Origin of the sequence: Rubripirellula tenax (assembly GCF_007860125.1) — a bacterium.
Taxonomy (GTDB): domain Bacteria; phylum Planctomycetota; class Planctomycetia; order Pirellulales; family Pirellulaceae; genus Rubripirellula; species Rubripirellula tenax.
The window spans coordinates 295,513-312,413 of the sequence record NZ_SJPW01000002.1 but is presented as its reverse complement, the minus strand read 5'-3'; the positions used below and the strand labels follow the sequence as shown (position 1 = coordinate 312,413).

Annotated in this window: 12 protein-coding genes; 3 read left to right on the top strand and 9 right to left on the bottom strand. The window is 57.0% G+C overall.

Annotated features, from left to right (window positions below; translation table 11 throughout):
• Positions 1-120 precede the first annotated feature (120 nt).
• Positions 121-2,277, bottom strand: a complete 2,157-nt coding sequence (locus tag Poly51_RS06930) for a sialate O-acetylesterase (protein WP_146455729.1) — start codon at positions 2,275-2,277, stop codon at positions 121-123.
• A gap of 287 nt (positions 2,278-2,564) precedes the next feature.
• Between Poly51_RS06930 and Poly51_RS06925 the strand changes: the two genes are divergently transcribed.
• Together Poly51_RS06925 and Poly51_RS06920 are read left to right on the top strand one after the other, a co-directional pair.
• Positions 2,565-4,166: a TolC family protein gene (locus Poly51_RS06925; protein WP_146455728.1), complete on the top strand. Its 1,602-nt coding sequence runs from the start codon at positions 2,565-2,567 to the stop codon at positions 4,164-4,166.
• 69 nt (positions 4,167-4,235) lie between these two features.
• On the top strand, positions 4,236-5,195 hold the full coding sequence (locus Poly51_RS06920) for a PIG-L deacetylase family protein (protein ID WP_146455726.1): 960 nt from the start codon (positions 4,236-4,238) through the stop codon (positions 5,193-5,195).
• On the opposite strand, the gene Poly51_RS06915 is transcribed toward Poly51_RS06920, so the two are convergent.
• Genes Poly51_RS06915 through Poly51_RS06905 form a run of 3 tightly spaced genes read right to left on the bottom strand, consistent with a single transcriptional unit; the run spans position 5,192 to position 8,019 of the window.
• Positions 5,192-5,728 carry a rhodanese-like domain-containing protein gene (locus tag Poly51_RS06915; RefSeq protein WP_186775394.1) on the bottom strand — a complete coding sequence of 179 codons (537 nt, stop codon included), beginning with the start codon at positions 5,726-5,728 and terminating at the stop codon, positions 5,192-5,194. The genes Poly51_RS06920 and Poly51_RS06915 overlap by 4 nt on opposite strands.
• Before the next feature lie 23 nt (positions 5,729-5,751).
• The gene (locus tag Poly51_RS06910; protein ID WP_146455724.1) at positions 5,752-7,401 is read right to left on the bottom strand and encodes an FAD-dependent oxidoreductase; all 1,650 of its coding nucleotides are present in this window, start codon (positions 7,399-7,401) and stop codon (positions 5,752-5,754) included.
• A gap of 60 nt (positions 7,402-7,461) precedes the next feature.
• Positions 7,462-8,019 carry a rhodanese-like domain-containing protein gene (locus Poly51_RS06905; RefSeq protein ID WP_146455722.1) on the bottom strand — a complete coding sequence of 186 codons (558 nt, stop codon included), beginning with the start codon at positions 8,017-8,019 and terminating at the stop codon, positions 7,462-7,464.
• Between the two features lie 183 nt (positions 8,020-8,202).
• On the opposite strand from Poly51_RS06905, the gene Poly51_RS06900 reads away from it, so the two are divergent.
• The gene (locus Poly51_RS06900) at positions 8,203-9,735 is read left to right on the top strand and encodes a sulfatase-like hydrolase/transferase (protein WP_146455720.1); all 1,533 of its coding nucleotides are present in this window, start codon (positions 8,203-8,205) and stop codon (positions 9,733-9,735) included.
• On the opposite strand, the gene Poly51_RS06895 is transcribed toward Poly51_RS06900, so the two are convergent.
• The 5 genes from Poly51_RS06895 to Poly51_RS06875 all read right to left on the bottom strand — a co-directional run bounded on the left by Poly51_RS06895 (position 9,732) and on the right by Poly51_RS06875 (position 16,832).
• A complete protein-coding gene (locus tag Poly51_RS06895; protein ID WP_146455718.1) occupies positions 9,732-12,731 on the bottom strand; it encodes an exo-alpha-sialidase in 3,000 nt (999 codons plus the stop codon). The two genes, Poly51_RS06900 and Poly51_RS06895, sit on opposite strands and share 4 nt — an antisense overlap.
• 52 nt (positions 12,732-12,783) lie before the next feature.
• Positions 12,784-13,713: a dihydrodipicolinate synthase family protein gene (locus tag Poly51_RS06890; protein ID WP_246114411.1), complete on the bottom strand. Its 930-nt coding sequence runs from the start codon at positions 13,711-13,713 to the stop codon at positions 12,784-12,786.
• Positions 13,714-13,831: 118 nt separating this feature from the next.
• A complete protein-coding gene (locus Poly51_RS06885) occupies positions 13,832-14,269 on the bottom strand; it encodes a glycine cleavage system protein H (RefSeq protein WP_146457194.1) in 438 nt (145 codons plus the stop codon).
• 26 nt (positions 14,270-14,295) lie between these two features.
• On the bottom strand, positions 14,296-15,612 hold the full coding sequence (locus Poly51_RS06880) for a coproporphyrinogen-III oxidase family protein (RefSeq protein ID WP_146455714.1): 1,317 nt from the start codon (positions 15,610-15,612) through the stop codon (positions 14,296-14,298).
• A gap of 74 nt (positions 15,613-15,686) precedes the next feature.
• A complete protein-coding gene (locus Poly51_RS06875) occupies positions 15,687-16,832 on the bottom strand; it encodes an outer membrane protein assembly factor BamB family protein (protein WP_146455712.1) in 1,146 nt (381 codons plus the stop codon).
• Positions 16,833-16,901 lie beyond the last annotated feature (69 nt).

The following is a 16,901-nucleotide window of genomic DNA, read 5'->3' as shown; positions in this document are numbered from 1 at the left end:
TTTTCGAGCAACCCTAATTGACCCTGCGACTCCGTTCGCAGGGTGTGCTGAAGCTTTCGAAAACTGCTTTGCAGTTCACGTCCCGCTGGCGGCGCCTGAGGGTTCACCTGGGGCGGCTGTTTACTTTACGAATACTCTGAGTCGTTTTTTGGAATAGTTTGCAGCGTTTGCGGTGAAGGTCCAGTCGGAATTGCCGCTGGTGTTGTTGCCGATCCCGATGTCGGCCGACGCGCCGTCGGACCAATGGTTGATCGCAAAAACGGTTTGCTTGGCGCCGAAATTGTGAATCTGCATGCTGCCATAGCCGTTGACGGGTTGTGCCACGGCATCACCAAAATCGAACTGGCTGCTGGAGGCCCCGCGCACTTTGGCCTCGTTTCCTTGGCCGTAGTTGTTGGGCCAAAATTCAATGTTGCCCGTGTCGATGCTGGTTCCGGTTACGATTCCCGTGACGTTGGAATAAACATCCATCGACGAGAACGTTTGTTGAAACATCGCATTCGAGGCTGCTGTTGGGATGCCGATCTTTTTCGCATCGTCGGTGAAAGCAGCGACGGCCACGAAGACGGACTGATCGGATTCTCCGTTCGAACGCAATTCCAATAGATATCCGATCTTCGAAAATGCTCCCGCAGAATCACTTTCGTCGACGTCGTAGGCGATCGAATTGCCCAGTTTGGCGAGGTCAACGTCGTACACCAAACGATAGTCTTTGCCGATCGGCAACTGGTTCAAGAAACTTGGTTCCTCGCCGTCGCGGAACGCACCGACGGGCAGTCCCGTGCCACCGACCAGGTTGGGCGTTGCCACCTTATCCCAGGCAAATCGGAACGCGACGGGCTGCTCGCACTTGTCCGAGGTAAGCACAATCGCGTCGCCTTCGATCGCGACCGTAGCGGGTTGATAGCCGCCGGAGCCAGCGCCGATCACTTCAAAATGAGTCGCCGAATTTCCGTCTCGCGTTTTCAATCCGCCACCCGTGTTGTCGAACATGATTTTGATCCCGCGGTCGAGAACTTCCATCGACGCCATCGTTGGACTGTGGGCGACAACGTCGCGTCCGTAATCGTTCTTCAGCGCCAACAGTGCCAATCGATATCCGACGTCTTGCTTGTTCGGCGGGTGAATATCGTTTAGCGTCGCGATGTCGTTCGTCACCACCATGGCTGTGTTGGGGATTTCGGTCGCCGCCGATTGAGCTTCCCAGAACGTTGCCAGCACCTCGGGATTCTCGGCGCCGTATTGAAATGGCGCGATCTGAACGAAGTAGAACGGGAAGTCACCTTGATCCCAAATTTGACGCCAACCACCAATCAGGGCTTTCATCTTTTCGGTGTACAACGCACCTTCGCCATGGTTCGATTCGCCCTGGTACCAAATCGCACCGCGAATCGGATACCCGACCATCGCGTGGATCATGCCGTTGTAAAGCATTGTGGGATCTTGATGCGTTTTGAAAGGCACCAGCGATTCGGGATAGCTGGGACTCGCGTCGGGCAATCCGCCCGCGGCGACCGCTTGCTCGGCCGTTTCAAGCCACGCCTGAGTCGCGACAATGTGTTGATCAATCAGCTTGCGGCTTTGCGACGTACCCGGTGTTCGGGACAGCACCGATTGGTAGATGCCGTCGAGCGCTTCGACGTGCTCGAATCCGACCGGCGGCGTCCAAGGTTCGATTCGAGTACCACCCCATGACGAGTGAATCAAACCGATAGGGACGCCGAGCTCTTTCTGCAACTGGCGAGCCATAAAGTATCCACAAGCAGTAAAGCCGCCCGCCGTTTCCGGTGAACACACTTGCCAGGGGGCAGTGACGTCATCAAGCGGCACATTCGACGGACGCTTTGCGATCGCGATGTGTCGAAGCAGCGGATGATCCGCCGCTGCGACCTCGGCTGCTCCGTTGGTGCTGTTGGCGACCATCCATTCCATGTTGGATTGTCCGCTGCACAACCAAACTTCGCCGATCAATACGTCTTTGAATTCGATCTTGTTGGATGCTTCGACTTTCAACGCCAGGGGTTCCTTTCCCGCCTCCATCGCGGGCAATGTCGCATCCCATCGGCCCGCGTCATCCGCGACGGACTTTGTCCGCGAATTACCCAACGCGACGGCAACCGAATCACCCGGATCGGCCCAACCCCAAACGCGAATTTCTTTCTGTTGTTGGATCACCATGTGATCGCCAAAGAAGCCCGGCATCCTGACTTCGGCACGGACGTTCGCGCCGATGAAACTGGTGAACAAAACGACAAGCGAAAGCAAACGCAGGCTCATGGTTGATTCCAAATTGCGAAAAAGAAGTTGCCCGAAGCGATCAAGCAGCTGCCATGGTAACTCCACAGCGTTGACGATGCCGAACCTTGGACCACCGTCGACCCACCGGCAGTTTCACGAATCGACGCGGCGCCATCAGATGGCAAAATGTAACAATTGGTCCGATTCACCGAATATCCCAGCTGTTCTTGTTGGTCCGGTTCGCCTTCGGCGCGTTGGTACGGGTTGAAGCGGTCGATACCTATTTTGAGTGTGGGAATCGGACCAGTCAGAGATGCGTCGGAGAAATGATGAAGAATTTCAAGCTTGGATCGCATGCGATTGCCTTGGTTGCAATGACTGGATGCGCCCAGTTGGGCGGCACCGACTCGCACGTCATCCGCACCCTTCATTCCGAACCGACCGAAACGTTGGCCGAAGCCGCCTTTGCGACCGAATCCATTTCGCTGGTTCATTTCGAAGTCGATTCTCGACCCCAACCGGACGACTCGGCTTCCGCCTTTGCGACCTCCAGCAGCGACATTGCCGTCGACACGGATCCGATGGCGCTGGAACCCGTCGTGATACCGCTGATTCCATCGATCGAAGACGCGAACAATGGCGTGACCGACGGCGGCGAGATATCCGCAGGCCGTGATGATTTGACATCCACCAGTCCGCCGCCCGTGAACGAAATGACGTACACGCTGGCCGATATCGAACGACTCGCCTTGGAAGGGAATCCGACCTTGGTGGCAGCCGGCGCCGTCGCGACGAAGGCATCGGGATTGCGGTACCAGGTCGGGGTGCGACCGAACCCGACGCTTGGATACTTCGGACAACAGATCGCCGACCGAAACACCGACCAGCACGGTTTGTTCATCGAGCAAGAATTCGTACGCGGCGACAAACTTGCGATCAACCGCGAAGTCCTTGGGCACACGTCGTCGGCCCAGCGTGGCGAAATGGAAACACAACGGTACCGCGTGCTAACGGACGTGCGAGTTCGCTTCTTCGAAGCCGTTGCGGCTCAACAGCAATTGGACGCCACGTTGGATTTCGCACAACTGGCTCGCCGCGGCGTCGAAGTTGCCGAGGATCGCAAGCGGGCCGAGGAAGGCACGTTGATCGAAGTCTTGCAATCGAAAACGCTGTTGTCCGAAGTCACCCTGGCCGCGGAACAATCGGCGGCGGCGTACCGCGGCGCTTGGCAAGACTTGGCCGCCATCGCCGGCTTGTCAGCGTCGACGCCGGCGCGTTTGGTGATGGACCTGAACCCCTCGGGCGAAACGCCCAACTGGGACGCCGCGTATGATCAAATTGTTTCAAACAGCCCCGAGTTGACGGTCGCCAACGCTTTGGTGTGCGAGAAGCAATCGCTGCTCAAACGCCAACAGGTCCAAATGATCCCCAACTTCACCGCGCAAGTCGGCGCGGGCTATGACGATGGAACGGACCACGGAATGATCAACATTCAATTATCAGCGCCGATTCCGGTTTGGAATCAAAACCAAGGCAACATCTCGGCCGCCTACGCCGACTACACGCGAGCCCTCGAGAACGTCAGACGGGTCGAGCAATCGATCAAGTCGCGTTTGGCGCGGACCGCTCAAGAGTTCGAAGCATCGATGGCATCGGTCAACAAGTACCAGCAGGAAATCATTCCCCAGGCCAAGAAAAGCCTGGACCTATCCGAAGAAGCCTACCGTGCCGGCGAACTGGATTTTTTGCAGGTCTTGATCGTCCGTCGAAGCTTCTATGAATCGACGATTCGCTTCATCGACGCAAAAGGCAAACTGGCTCAAGCGTCGGCGAAGATTGACGGAATGCTGCTGACCGGCGGATTGGATGCTCCGCAAGATTACACCGACGGCGACGGCATTCGCGGGCAAGCATTCGATGGCATGTGATTCGACGAACTGTGATGGACTAGAATCGGGGAATCGCTTTCGCTTTCCTCACGCCCCACGCCGATTCGCATGAACCGTTTGATTCGACTCGCTTCCCTATCGATTCTGATTTCGATGATCGCTTTCCCGACGATCGCGGTTGCGCAAATCCCCGATGGTTTTCAACCCGACCCGGACAAGTTTGACTTGATGGTCGTCGTCGCGCATCCCGATGATGAGAGCACCTTTGGCGGATTGATCGCGTACTACGCGACCTGCCGAAACATGAAGGTGAAATTCATTTCGCTGACAAGCGGCGAGTGGGGCAGTGGCTTGCCCCACCATGCTAGCGCCGACGACACGCCCGACTACAGCTATGACGACTCGGACTACCCACGATTTCCGAAGATCCCAGCCGATGCGTTGTACCCCAGTTACTACCGCGAAGGCGAACTGTCGCGGATGTTATTGATGTCGGGCGTCGACTACAAACCGATCATGCCGCGATTCAAAGACATGTCGGGGCTGCAACCGTGGGGTTCCACCGATCCCGCCTTCGAATTGTGGAGGGGCCAGGACAAGGTGGTCGGCTTTGTCGTGCAACAGATGCGTCGATGCCGACCTGACGTCGTCGTGACCATGGCGGTCAACGGTTACAACGGAAATCCCGAGCACATGGCCGCTTCACGAGCGGCGGTCTTGGCGGTGGATGCATCGGGCAGCGCCGATCAATACACCAACGCCGCCGCGTTCATTGAAGACCCGCATGCCCAATCGCCGGCGTCGTCGTTGCCGCCGTGGACACCGAAGAAGTTGTACGTTGCCGTCAACGATGACGAATCGTATGACATCGAACACATCCACCACTGGGAACTCGACTGCGGCAACCATCCCGGGAACTCACGCATCCTAGCGGCTCGAGCCAATGCGCTTCACGAATCGCAAGAAATGAAAGAAGAGTGCCCCGAGTCGACGCGATTTCATTTGCTCAACAGCAACGTCGGCCCCGATGTGATCAATCAAGACAATTTGTTTGAGAACGTCGACTAGCGAGTCACCGGTTGGTACATCGGCGGAACGCTGTAGGTGTCACTATAGATATGAACTTGCGTCGTCGGTTTTCCGTCCAACGTCACCAACGGTAGCTCTTCCGAAGCCCATTCCAAGATGCTGCCTTTGAAGTTCTTGACCGGGATGCCTTGCTTTTGCAGTTCCAAAGCATAGCGACCGCTTCGTCCGCCGATCGTGCAGTACGGAATCACCATTCGACCGGCATAGCGGTCTCGATTTTTCTCGTAATCGGCCTTCGTGATCGCGCCGGGAATCACCGAGACGTTAACCTCGGCATCCGTTCGCACGTCCACGACAACAAAGTCGGCTGTCGGTTTCGGCTTGCCGCTTGCTTCGGCGGATTTCTCAAGATCGCTTTGTTTCGTCAACATCGCGTTGAGTTCTTTGGCGTCAACTTTCGCGACATGGGGACTGCCGCCAAAGAAGCCGCCCAATTGCGCATGAGTGATTGTTGCGTTCGGCCCACAAGCCATCGACGCAAAGCAAACCATGGCTAGCAAAATTGATTTCATCGTTGTCTCGTTGGAGTGTGTCGCTACGTTGTCGAAGAAGCTTCCGCCGTACGACGCCATGATAAGTATCCACCGCTGAGGTTGGAAACATCGAAGCCGCGTTGCATCAGCACTCGTGTTGCCAAATACCCTCGCTGGCCAACTTTGCAATACGCGATGATCTTTCGATCGCGAGGCAGCTCGTCGGTACGATCCCTCAGCACTTCGATCGGGATATTGGTCGCATCTGGGATGTGGCCGGCGGTGAATTCAGATTCGCTGCGTACGTCCAACACGTAAACCGGCGGCGCCGAAGGGTCGCTGGTCGCGTGGACGACGGTTTGATCGCCTCGCACCACACCCGACGCGACAAAGCCGGCCATGTTCACGGCATCCTTGGCGTGGCCGTACTGGGGCGCGTAACACAATTCGACTTCTTCCAAGTCGAAAACCGTCATTCCGCCTTGGATGGCGGTCGCGATCACGTCGATGCGTTTATCAACACCATGGGTACCCACGCCTTGGGCGCCCAAAATGTGGCCGGTGTTTGGATCGAACAGCAGCTTGAGCGTCATCACTTCCGCGCCCGGATAGTAGCCCGCGTGGTCCGTCGGATGGATGTAGATCTTTTCGTAAAGAGTCTCACTTCGGCGCAGCAACTTCTCGCTCTGTCCCGTCATTGCGGCGGTTTTTCCAAACACACCGACGATGGCGGTCCCTTGCGTTCCGCGATAGGCGGATGGGCGTCCGAAAATGTGATCGGCCGCGATCCGTCCCTGACGATTGGCCGGGCCTGCCAAGGGGATCTGCACGGGTTGTCTGGTAACAAAATCCATCACTTCGGCGACATCGCCGACGGCGTAGATGTCCGGATCGTTGGTTTGCATCCGTTCGCTCGTGACGATTCCGCCGCGCGGCCCGCATGCGATCCCAGCATCCATCGCGAGCTTGCTTTCCGGTCGCACGCCGATGCAAACGACGGCGAAGTCAGCAGCGATCGTCGCACCGGATTGCAATCGGATGTTCAAACCCGTTTCGGTTTCATCAAACCCGATGGCCGAATCCTGCAGACAAAGCTCGACGCCATTTTCGCGAACGTGATCTTGGATCGGGATCATCATCTCATGGTCCCACGGCGGTAAGATCTGGTCCGCCAATTCGACGATGGTGACATCGATGTTGCGGCGTCTTAGATTCTCGGCGACTTCGATGCCGATGAAGCCGGCACCGACGATCACCGCTTTCCGCGAACCGGATGTGGCGACGGTGTGCATGCGATCGGCATCGTTCAAGTCGCGAAGTTCCAAGACGCGATCCGAATCGATGCCGGGGATGTGCGGCCGAAACGGCGCGGCACCCGTCGAAACGATCAGCTTGTCATACGACTCGGTGTATTGACGATCTGAGGCCAAGTCGCGCACGGTGACCTGCTTTGCCGGGCGGTCGATCGCGATCACTTCGGCGTGAACTCGCACGTCAAGCCGATGCCGTTGGCGAAGCATTTCGATGGGAGCGACGAGTAATTTATCGCGAGATTGAATCTCGCCGCCGACGTAGTAGGGCAGTCCACAATTGGCAAACGAGGGATGAGGCCCCCGTTCTAGCACAATGATTTCGGCGTCATCAGACAAACGCCTAGCACGTGCCGCCGCCGATGCTCCGCCCGCGACACCGCCAATGATGACAATCTTCATCGATTTCGCTTCCTTCGTTGTATAAAATTTTGGTCGTCGGTCATTTCTTTCGCGACACCGTTACGCAGATCGGTCGACGCTGCACGCACCGGTATCGCGACAGTTGTTCCAAGGCATCTTGGCAAGCATCATGCCCATGCCGCACGTGTCAGTGATTCCGGCAAACATCAAGCCGGCACCAATAAACGCCGAGATCCCGACCAGCGCGGGGTGAACGAAGTAGCCAAGCAGTGCGCCGACGAGTGTCAAAAATCCGGCGACGATACGAACTTGTCGTTCTAACGAGATCGATTTCTTGCCGCGGTTGACCGGCAACCCGGATTGGTCCCAAGCACCGGTACCACCATCGACGCTGATGACATTTTCATAGCCCGCGTCGATGAACTTCTGTGCGGCCCGACTCGAGCGGCCTCCCGTCTTGCAAATCAAGTAAATCGGCTGATCGGACCGGCCATTTCGCGCCCCAACGATCGAGGCAGGGTCAAGAGTATCGAGCGGAACGTTCACTGCACCGACGGCATGAACTTCGCGAAACTCGACCGGCGTGCGTACATCGATTAAATCGATCGGCGCGGACCGTTGTCGCTCGGCTAATTGTTTCACATCGATGGTTTGCACGTCGGATTCCCTGTTTCATAGTTTTAGGCGGGCCAATGTTCTATAAGATAATATATGTCGCTACATCGCGAGGTGTCAATGCATGGTTTGCGGTGGCCGCGATCGCCACCGGCCGAGGGCTTGCGACTAGACTGATTGCCGTCTTGCCGCTCCCCTTCCCTTTCTTCCGCAAAGAGTCCTTCGATGTCATGGGTCCGAAAGTCGTTGTTGTCACTTGGTCTGATTGGACTGGTCGTGATCGTTCCAGCCCGATTTGCGTTGGCTGATTCGAAAGATTCAAGCCGACCGAACATCTTGTTCATTTTGGTGGACGACCAATCGCCTTACGACTTGAAGATTTACAATCCGCAATCCGAATTGCAAACGCCAACGCTTGATCGATTGGCGGCCGAAGGGACCGTGATCGATTCGGCCCGGCACATGGGCGCTTGGGTCGGTGCGGTGTGTACGTCGTCGCGACACATGATCATGTCGGGAAGGACGTTGTGGCACATCCCCGATCGTCGCAACAACACAAAGAACAATCCCAACGCAGCCGATCCGAATTTGGTGCCGCCCAACTTGGTTGACTCGACGCTTGCAGCCGTTTTTAATCGCGCGGGATACGACACGATGCGGACCTGCAAAACGGGCAACTCGTACGACGCAGCGAACAAACAATTTTCCGTGGTCCACGATGCGGTCAAGCGAGGCGGGACGGACGAAACGGGAAGCCATTGGCATGCCCAACAAGTCTTGGAATACCTGGGGCAGCGCGAGGCCAAACAGGACCAGGATCCGTTCTTGATCTATTTCGGATTTTCGCATCCCCACGACACAAGAGACGGGAAGCCTGAATTGCTCAACAAGTACGGTGCGACCAATCACCGTGATCCGAAATCGTTGCCCGCGCTGAATCCGAATCAGCCGAAGTTGCCGATCGGCTATCTGCCCGAACATCCGTTTCACCACGGGCAACCCGGTCTGCGCGACGAAGAACATGTCAGCGGAGTCTGGAAGAATCGCGACGAGGCGACGATCCGCAACGAAACGGGTCGCGAGTTCGCGTGCAGTGAAAACATCGACATCCAAATCGACCGCGTGCTCAAAAAATTGGAATCGATGGGCGAACTGGACAACACCTACATCGTCTACACCGCCGATCACGGGATGGCAATCGGACGTCACGGATTGCAGGGAAAACAGAACCTGTACGAACACACTTGGCGAGTGCCGATGATTGTCAAAGGCCCCGGCATTCCATCGGGCACGCGGGTGCGCGGGAATGTTTATTTGCTTGATGTGCTGGCCACGCTTTGCGACTTCGCAGGGATCGAAGCGCCCCAAACAAATGAAGGAATCAGTTTCCGTCCGGTCGTGGAGGGTAAGCAAGAAACGGTTCGCGATACGATGTACGGTTGCTATTGCGGCGGCACGAAACCAGGAATGCGGTGCGTGATCGATGGTGATTGGAAACTGATTCAATACGATGTTTTGGATGGCACCGTCCGCGAAAAACAACTTTTCAATCTGGCGGAAAACCCGCACGAGTTCATCGACTCGCACAGCCACGCCGACGTGATCGCCATGACGGGCCATCGTCCGGATGCGAATCAGGCCAATTTGGTTAAGGATCCTCGCTACGCGGATCAATTGGCGAAAATGGAAGCACTTTTGCTTGCCGAGATGCGCCGGCTGGACGATCCCTACCGATTCTGGGATCAACCCGATCGCTAGCGGTCCGCAACGATTGGCGGATCCGAAATTTGGGACGGATCGATGACGACGTGTTTGATTTCGGTTCGCCGGTGGGTGTACGTCACGTGAACCAGACCATCGCTGGTTTGCACGACGGCGGGATAACTGAACTCGGATGCCTTGTCCTTTTCGATCAACCCGACTTCGGACCATTTATGCCCGTCGTTTGAAATCGCGAGTGCAAGGGAACTGCGTTTGCCCCATCCGGTGATACCCGATGTCAACGGGTTGTAGACCAACAGATGGCGACCATCGGAAAGCGATACCGCGTCGATTCCCGAATTCGGATTGGGCAACCTTGTTGCGACAAGTTTTGTCCAAGTCTTGCCAATGTCTGCTGATTCGCTTGTTGCGATGACGTCTTCTTGGGTGCGACAGAGCACTTGCAGGCGTCCGTCGGCGTGGGTCAGAAACGTCGGCTGGATCGCACGGAATGATTCATTGCCATCGATGGGGCCGATTCGTTTCCAGCGGTCGTTGATTTCACCATCAACGATACCGACCGATTCGAAATGGACTCGCCAGCCCTCGTCTTCGGTTGATGATCCGCACAGCAACCGCCTGCCACCATCGATCAGGATCGGCTTGCAGCGTACGGGGCCCACGATGCCCTCGGGCAACCGCCGGCGATCGACGAACGTGCGTCCGCGATCGTAGCTGACCATGACTTCACCCCACCAAGCTTTCGGACTCGGACCGACTTTGAAGAACAGCATCGTCGGCCCGTCCCCCGGTGGTTGAAAGAGAACAGGGTTCCAGCACGGGTAACGCAGTCCGTCGTGCTGGATTCCATCGGCGATCGCGATCGGTTTGGACCACTGAAGCCCGTCGTGATAGCTGGTCCAAATTCGGACATCATCGTCGCCTTCTTTGGTTCCGCCGAACCAAGCCGTGACGAGTCCTCGGGTGGTTTGGCAGATCGTCGAAGCATGGCACTGTTTGAAGTCTGCTTTCGTGAAGATGAAATCTTCGCTGACGAATCCTTGGAAACGGCCGGGCGGGGCAGCGATGGCCGGACGCGATTCGATTTGACCCGCCGAATATTTTATGGCGTCCTTGTGATGCAGGTGATAGATCCGCCCGTTCTCGCTACCAACCAATAGATCCGGTTTTCCATCGCGATCGAAATCACAGATCGCGGGGCTCGATGTATGTCCCGCCACGTTTCGGTCGGCCAGGTTTCCGATCTTCTTCAACACAATTTTGCCGTCGCGGTCTTCGCAATTGCGGTACCAGATCGCGTTTTCCGAATTCACGAAAACGTCGAGTCGCGAATCGCCATCCCAATCCGCGACGGCTAGCTTGACTCGCCCCGAACGGCCGCACGTCCCCGCATTCAATCGCAGCGGTTGATTGTCTTCGTCAACGAAAATGCGTCGCGCCGGTCCACCGGACGAACGCAGCGTCAAATAGCCCTGTTGGTCCAGCATCACCAAGTCCAGTCCGCCGTCGCCGTCGAAGTCGATCGCGACCGGAGTTGTTCGCCACTGCGTTAGCGCCGAACCGGATTTCGTTTGCCACCAGTACCAGGCCGGCGGTGATTCATTCAGGCCGGTATCAAACTCTTGCTCGACCAACGTTCCCCCTTCGTTCATCAGCAATCCGATTCGCGACAAAATGGAGTTGAAGACGATGTCGCCGTCGCCATCGGCATCCCAATCGGCCACCGACAGCGTCGTATAGCCCCACTTGGCTTCACAGGGTCCTTGGATCGAGCCGTTGTCGCCCGCCATCACGCGAAACGGCTGACTGGATCCATCGGCGGCCTTGACGTTCAACCGTTTCGGCGCGGTCCACTTGGGCAGCCCGCCAGCACCGGCGCCCAAGTTTTCAAACAGTCCGATCGAGCCGGCCGTGTTTCCGCACAGAATGTCTTCGTCGCCGTCATTGTCCCAGTCATACGCGAACGGCGTCGCCAGGGCGCCAAACTTCAACGTGTCGGCTTCTTGGCGGAAGTACTTCGGTGGTGCGAACTCCGGTGCACCGTCTTGGAACCGCCCCGTGTTCTCGACCAGTGCGACGCGACCGTCTTCGTCGCCGACGATCAAGTCCAAGTCTCCGTCGGTGTCCCAATCGATCGCCGTTGGCGTGATCATTTGCAGGTGCATGACCAAAGGCCGGCCATCGGCTGCGTTCAGTTTCTGGCCCGCTGCATAAATCGGATCCGTTGCCGTGCCGATGTTTCGAAAGTAGGTGAATCCGTCCATGAACTCGCCACACAGCAGATCCAGATCGCCGTCGTTGTCGAAATCGGCGAAGTTGGGGCAAGGCCAGCCGTAGACATCGACATCACCACCAGCGGCTTGGACTCGAAACGGAGTGTCGCTGTACTTGGGCGACTGATCGGTGCCTTCGTTCCGCATGACATAGACGTATCCGTGCAAGGGACCGTTCCGCCAAGTTCCCGAACTGTCGTAGGCGTGATCCCAACCCAGTTCCGTCCAGTCGCCGGACCCGACGACAATGTCGTGATCGCCATCGTTGTCATAGTCAACATAGCGCCACATGTTCGCTCGGGTGCGGCCGTTGGATTCATGATTCGGATTCGACACTGCGTCGATCTTACGAGGCTTGGCGAAATCGAATTCACCCGTCTCGGGATCACGTCGGTACTCGTTCCCCGGTTTTAGAATGACGGATTCGTCACCGATTTTGCTCATCAACATGTAATGTGCCGCGTCACCCAAACGTACGGGCGCCTTGAAGACGGGCATCGCAAGTTTGGGATCTTGCGACAGGTTTTCGAAGTAGTGGACACCATTGGTCGGCTTGTCCGGACAAGCCACCAACAAGTCCATGTCGCCGTCTTGGTCATAGTCGATCGGGATCGGATACGCCCACAGTCCCACCCCCAGATCGACTTCTAAACCCGGGTGATTGTATGCGAGCGGTCTTAGTTTCCACGTCGCGTCATCGGCAACCAATATCGACGACAGACAAATCATGTACGCCAGCGAGAGGGTTGGGATTCTCATCGGGATCGTTCGTCGTTGATAGAGTTTGGGTTGTGACCGTCACGGTCGACGTTCACAGTAAACCGATGCTCTTCAAGATGTCCGCGACCCGTTGCCGCTCGGGTTCTCGGAAAGCGTGAAACGGATCGGCGGGTAAGTCGCTGCAGATCTCCATCAAAGACGCCGCCGCTTTGGTTGCTTTGATGTGTCGCGAGGCGTATTTGCCAATCTCGTAGATGTCTTGAAAGCGAAGGATGCTTTGCTGGAGCGATTCGACGTTGCGGGCATCGCCGGCGAGGAGCGATTCGAAACACTGGACGAACAATTGTGGCGCCACGTTGGCGCCGCCGTTGACTCCGCCGTCGGCGCCGAGTGCATGAGCTTCGGCGAGCATGGCTTCGGGGCCCAGCAGGATCGACCAGTCCGGACGGGTTTGTTTCAGCTCGCACAGTTTTGCGAAGTAGTCCATGTCACCGCTGCTGTCTTTAACTCCAACGATGTCTTCGATCGACGACAATGTTCGCAGCGTCTCGATCTCGAACCACACCTTCGTCAATTGCGGCATGTTGTACAGCATCAACGGTAGCGGAATCTGTGGTTGGATGTTTTGGACATATGAGGTCAGTTCGGTTTGGCCGGCGGGAAAATAGTAGGGCGTCGTCAGCACCGCTGCGTCGGCATTGCACTGGGCCGCGTGGACGGCAAGGTTGATCGATTCAACGAACGCGGTATCGGTGACACCGACTAAAACGGGAACGCGCCTGTCGACCAACCGAGTGGTTTCCGAGATCATTTCGCGACGAAGGCGATAGCTCAAGCTGGGTGCTTCGCCGGTCGTGCCCAGGATGAAGACGCCGGCGACACCGCCGTTGATGACGTGTTCGATCAACCGTGCCAACCCGTCGGCATCCAGTTCGTCGCGGGCTTTGAGCGGTGTGATCAGCGGCGGAACGATCCCGCGAAACCGGGCGTGGGGAAGTGACGTGTTGGCGGCAAGATTCACAGGCCAGGCTTTCGGTTTTGAGAGTGTCACGATCCGCATTCGAGGGCGCGATCGGCTTTACGTTTTTCTGATCCTGGCGAGACCGACGGAAAGCCCTTGGGCTAACGTATTGCCGCGCTCAAGTATTTGCTTGGCCCTTGATCGTTCGCTGGGCCACGTCCCAGGCTTGGATCAAATGTGCGGCGTAGCCGTCGGGATCGAGCAAACGTTCGGACGCGGACGATTCGATTTCGATCATCCAACCGTCGCCGTACGGGTCTGCGTTGATAAGCGAGGGGTCTGCCATGACGACATCGTTGATCGCAACCACTTTCCCGCCCAGCGGCGCATACAGATCGCTCTCGGCCTTCTTGCTTTCGATCGATCCGATGTGTGCGCGAGCCACAATCACCGCAGGCACGTCGACAATCCAATCCAAGAAATAAACGTCTTGCAGCAAACGCACGGCGTACCCGGTCAGGCCGAAGCGAAACCGGGCCGGTGATGTTTCGGCCGCCCACATGTGATTGGTGGCGTAATGTCGGTCACGTGGGAACGTTGCCGTGAATTCGCCCATCGCGAACTCGAATGACTCGGGGTCGCTCACGTGTAGCGAACCCCTTGGTGTTCAGGCTCGAAGAACGCTGGCAGCAGCGAATCGACTCGCAACAATCCTTCGGTGGTCAAATGAATCTCGTCGCGTTCGATCTTCGCCAAGCCTTCGTCGACGTAACCGTTCCAAACGTCCCGCCATTGGGCAACGATATCGACGCCGAACTTGTTGGCAAAGTAATCCGTTTTCAAATAGCCTCGTTTGAGCAAAAGGATCATTTCGCGAACCAGTTTTTGGTGTTCGGTGGGCACGAAGCCGCGACCGAGTGGTAGTTCGCCGGATTCGATGGTGCTGAGATACGTTTCCAGTTCGGCGACGTTTTGGTAGTGGACTCCGCTGGCGTGGCCGAAGCTTGCGATCCCAGTCGCCAACAGATCGGCGCCCTGCCAAAGGTTGTCACGGTAGCTGAAGTTGACCTTCGATGGATCTTTGACGACCGTGTAGGCGCTGCTGACGCTATAGCCGTGCTTGCCAAATTCGTCGAAGGCGTACTCGACCCAATCGCGTTTGGTTTGCCAGTCCGCGACGGGGCTTTCGACTTTGTTGCCTAGGATGTCTTTGCTGTAGACGGTATTGAACGGCAATTCCATTTGGTAGATCGTTACGCTTTCGGGTGACAGTTCCAACGTCTTGACGACGTTCTGTTTCCAGTTGTCCCACGTCTCGCCGACCATTCCCGAGATCAAGTCGATGTTGACGTTGGGGATCTTCGCATCGGTGATCCATTGCCACGCGTTGAAGACTTGCTTGGACAGGTGGGCGCGACCGTTCTCTTCCAGAATCTTGTCGTCGAAGTTTTCGATGCCCAGACTCAGTCGCGTCACACCAAGCTCGTCACGCAACGTTTTGACTTTGGTTTCGCTGAGCGTTCCCGGTTCGCATTCGAAGGTGACTTCTTCGGCGCCATCCCAGGTGATGTGTTCACGCAGTCGATCGGCGAGCTTGGTCAATTGTTTGGGTGATAGGAAACTTGGTGTGCCGCCGCCGAAATACACAAATCGGAAGGGGCGTCCCTTCATGACCTCCAACTGGCTGACCATCGAGATTTCATTGCACAAGGCGTCCACGTAACGCTGGACTTCGGCGGCGTTGACGTCCGTAAAAACCTTGAAGTAACAGAACTTACAGCGTTTTCGACAGAACGGGATGTGCAGATACAGCCCCAGCGGCGTGTCCTCTTTTGCCGGACCGTGTAAGGCTTCGCGGACGTTGGGCAGTTGGTCTTTGTTCCACTGGCTGTAGGGTGGATAGTTCGAAATGAAGTAGCTTCCGACTTCGGTTTTCTTAGAGGTGGCGTCGGAGGACATCGTTTTACTTTGGCGGGGGAGAATGAAAGGGACCAGAGTTTGGCGGGAAGCCAGGGCAGGGATATCGTTCTACTCTAATTCCCGTTCCCGGCAAAACATCTTACCACGCCATCTTCATCGGCGATGAAGAGCTGATGATTGGCAATCGCCGGGGCGGCAAGGAACGAGCCACGGATTTCGTAGCTCCATTTTTCGTCCGTCCCGTCGGCAAGGGACAGTCGAACCAACCGCCCGTCCGTCGCGGCGATGAAGACGTCAGATCCGGCGATTACGGGGGATGCGTCGGCGCGGCGACGAAGGGTGTGCCGCCAAACTCGCTTCCCCGTCGCGATCGAGATCGCGTCGACTTGTTTCCGCTGGCTGCTAACAATCACCCATTCGTCGCTGACCGCGGCGCTGCTGCGGTATTCCTGCGCAGCCTCCTCGTCTTCGTAGCGCCAAAGCTGTTGAGATGTCTTCCAATCGAACGCGAACACGGCGCCGTCCATGATCGGTACAAACGCCTTTTCGCCTCGCACCGCTGCGGTACTTCCGGTCGGTCCGTCCAGCGGCAGCGGTTCGCCGATCGCTTTGCCAGTGTTCAGATCGACGACATGCAGCCGTCCGTCGCACCCACCCAGGAACGTCCGATCACCGGCAACGGTCGGACTGCAGCGGATTTGATCATCCGTCGGGTAGGTCCAAACCCGTGTACCGTCGGCAAGTCGAAAACAGTACAGATTGCCGTCCTGGCTGGTGACCAGGACTTGGTCGCCGAAAAAGGCAGCCGAGCCGTTGATCTCGCCTTCGGTAGATTGTTTCCATTTCGGTTGGCCCGTCGCCGCATCCACGGCGTACAGATTTCCCTCGACGTCGCCGATCACGAGCGTCCCTTCTTGGACTGCTGCGGCGGCGATGAAGCCCGTATCGTAGTCGTTGCTCCAAATGCCTTTGCCGGTGGCTTGATCGATCGCGTAAAGTTTGCCCATCACGTCGGCAACGAAGACTCGGCCGCCGGCGACGACTGGCGTCGTCTCAATTGCATCGTCCGCCCTGAATTCCCAGCGAACCATCAAGTCACTCGGTACGTCCATCGTGGTCGAGCCGGTTGATTGGGCGTCCCCGCGCGGCAATGGCCAATCGTCGGAGCCGCCGGGATCGTCCGCCCAATTTGACACAGCAAGAATGGCGGCCATGATCGGAATCCCGAACAGAAAAACCGGAAAAAGGCGACGGGGCATCAACAACTCATTGGCAAACGCTGAAGTAACTTTCTAGCTGCGGGAAAAACGCACCCCCGCTCGCAGGAT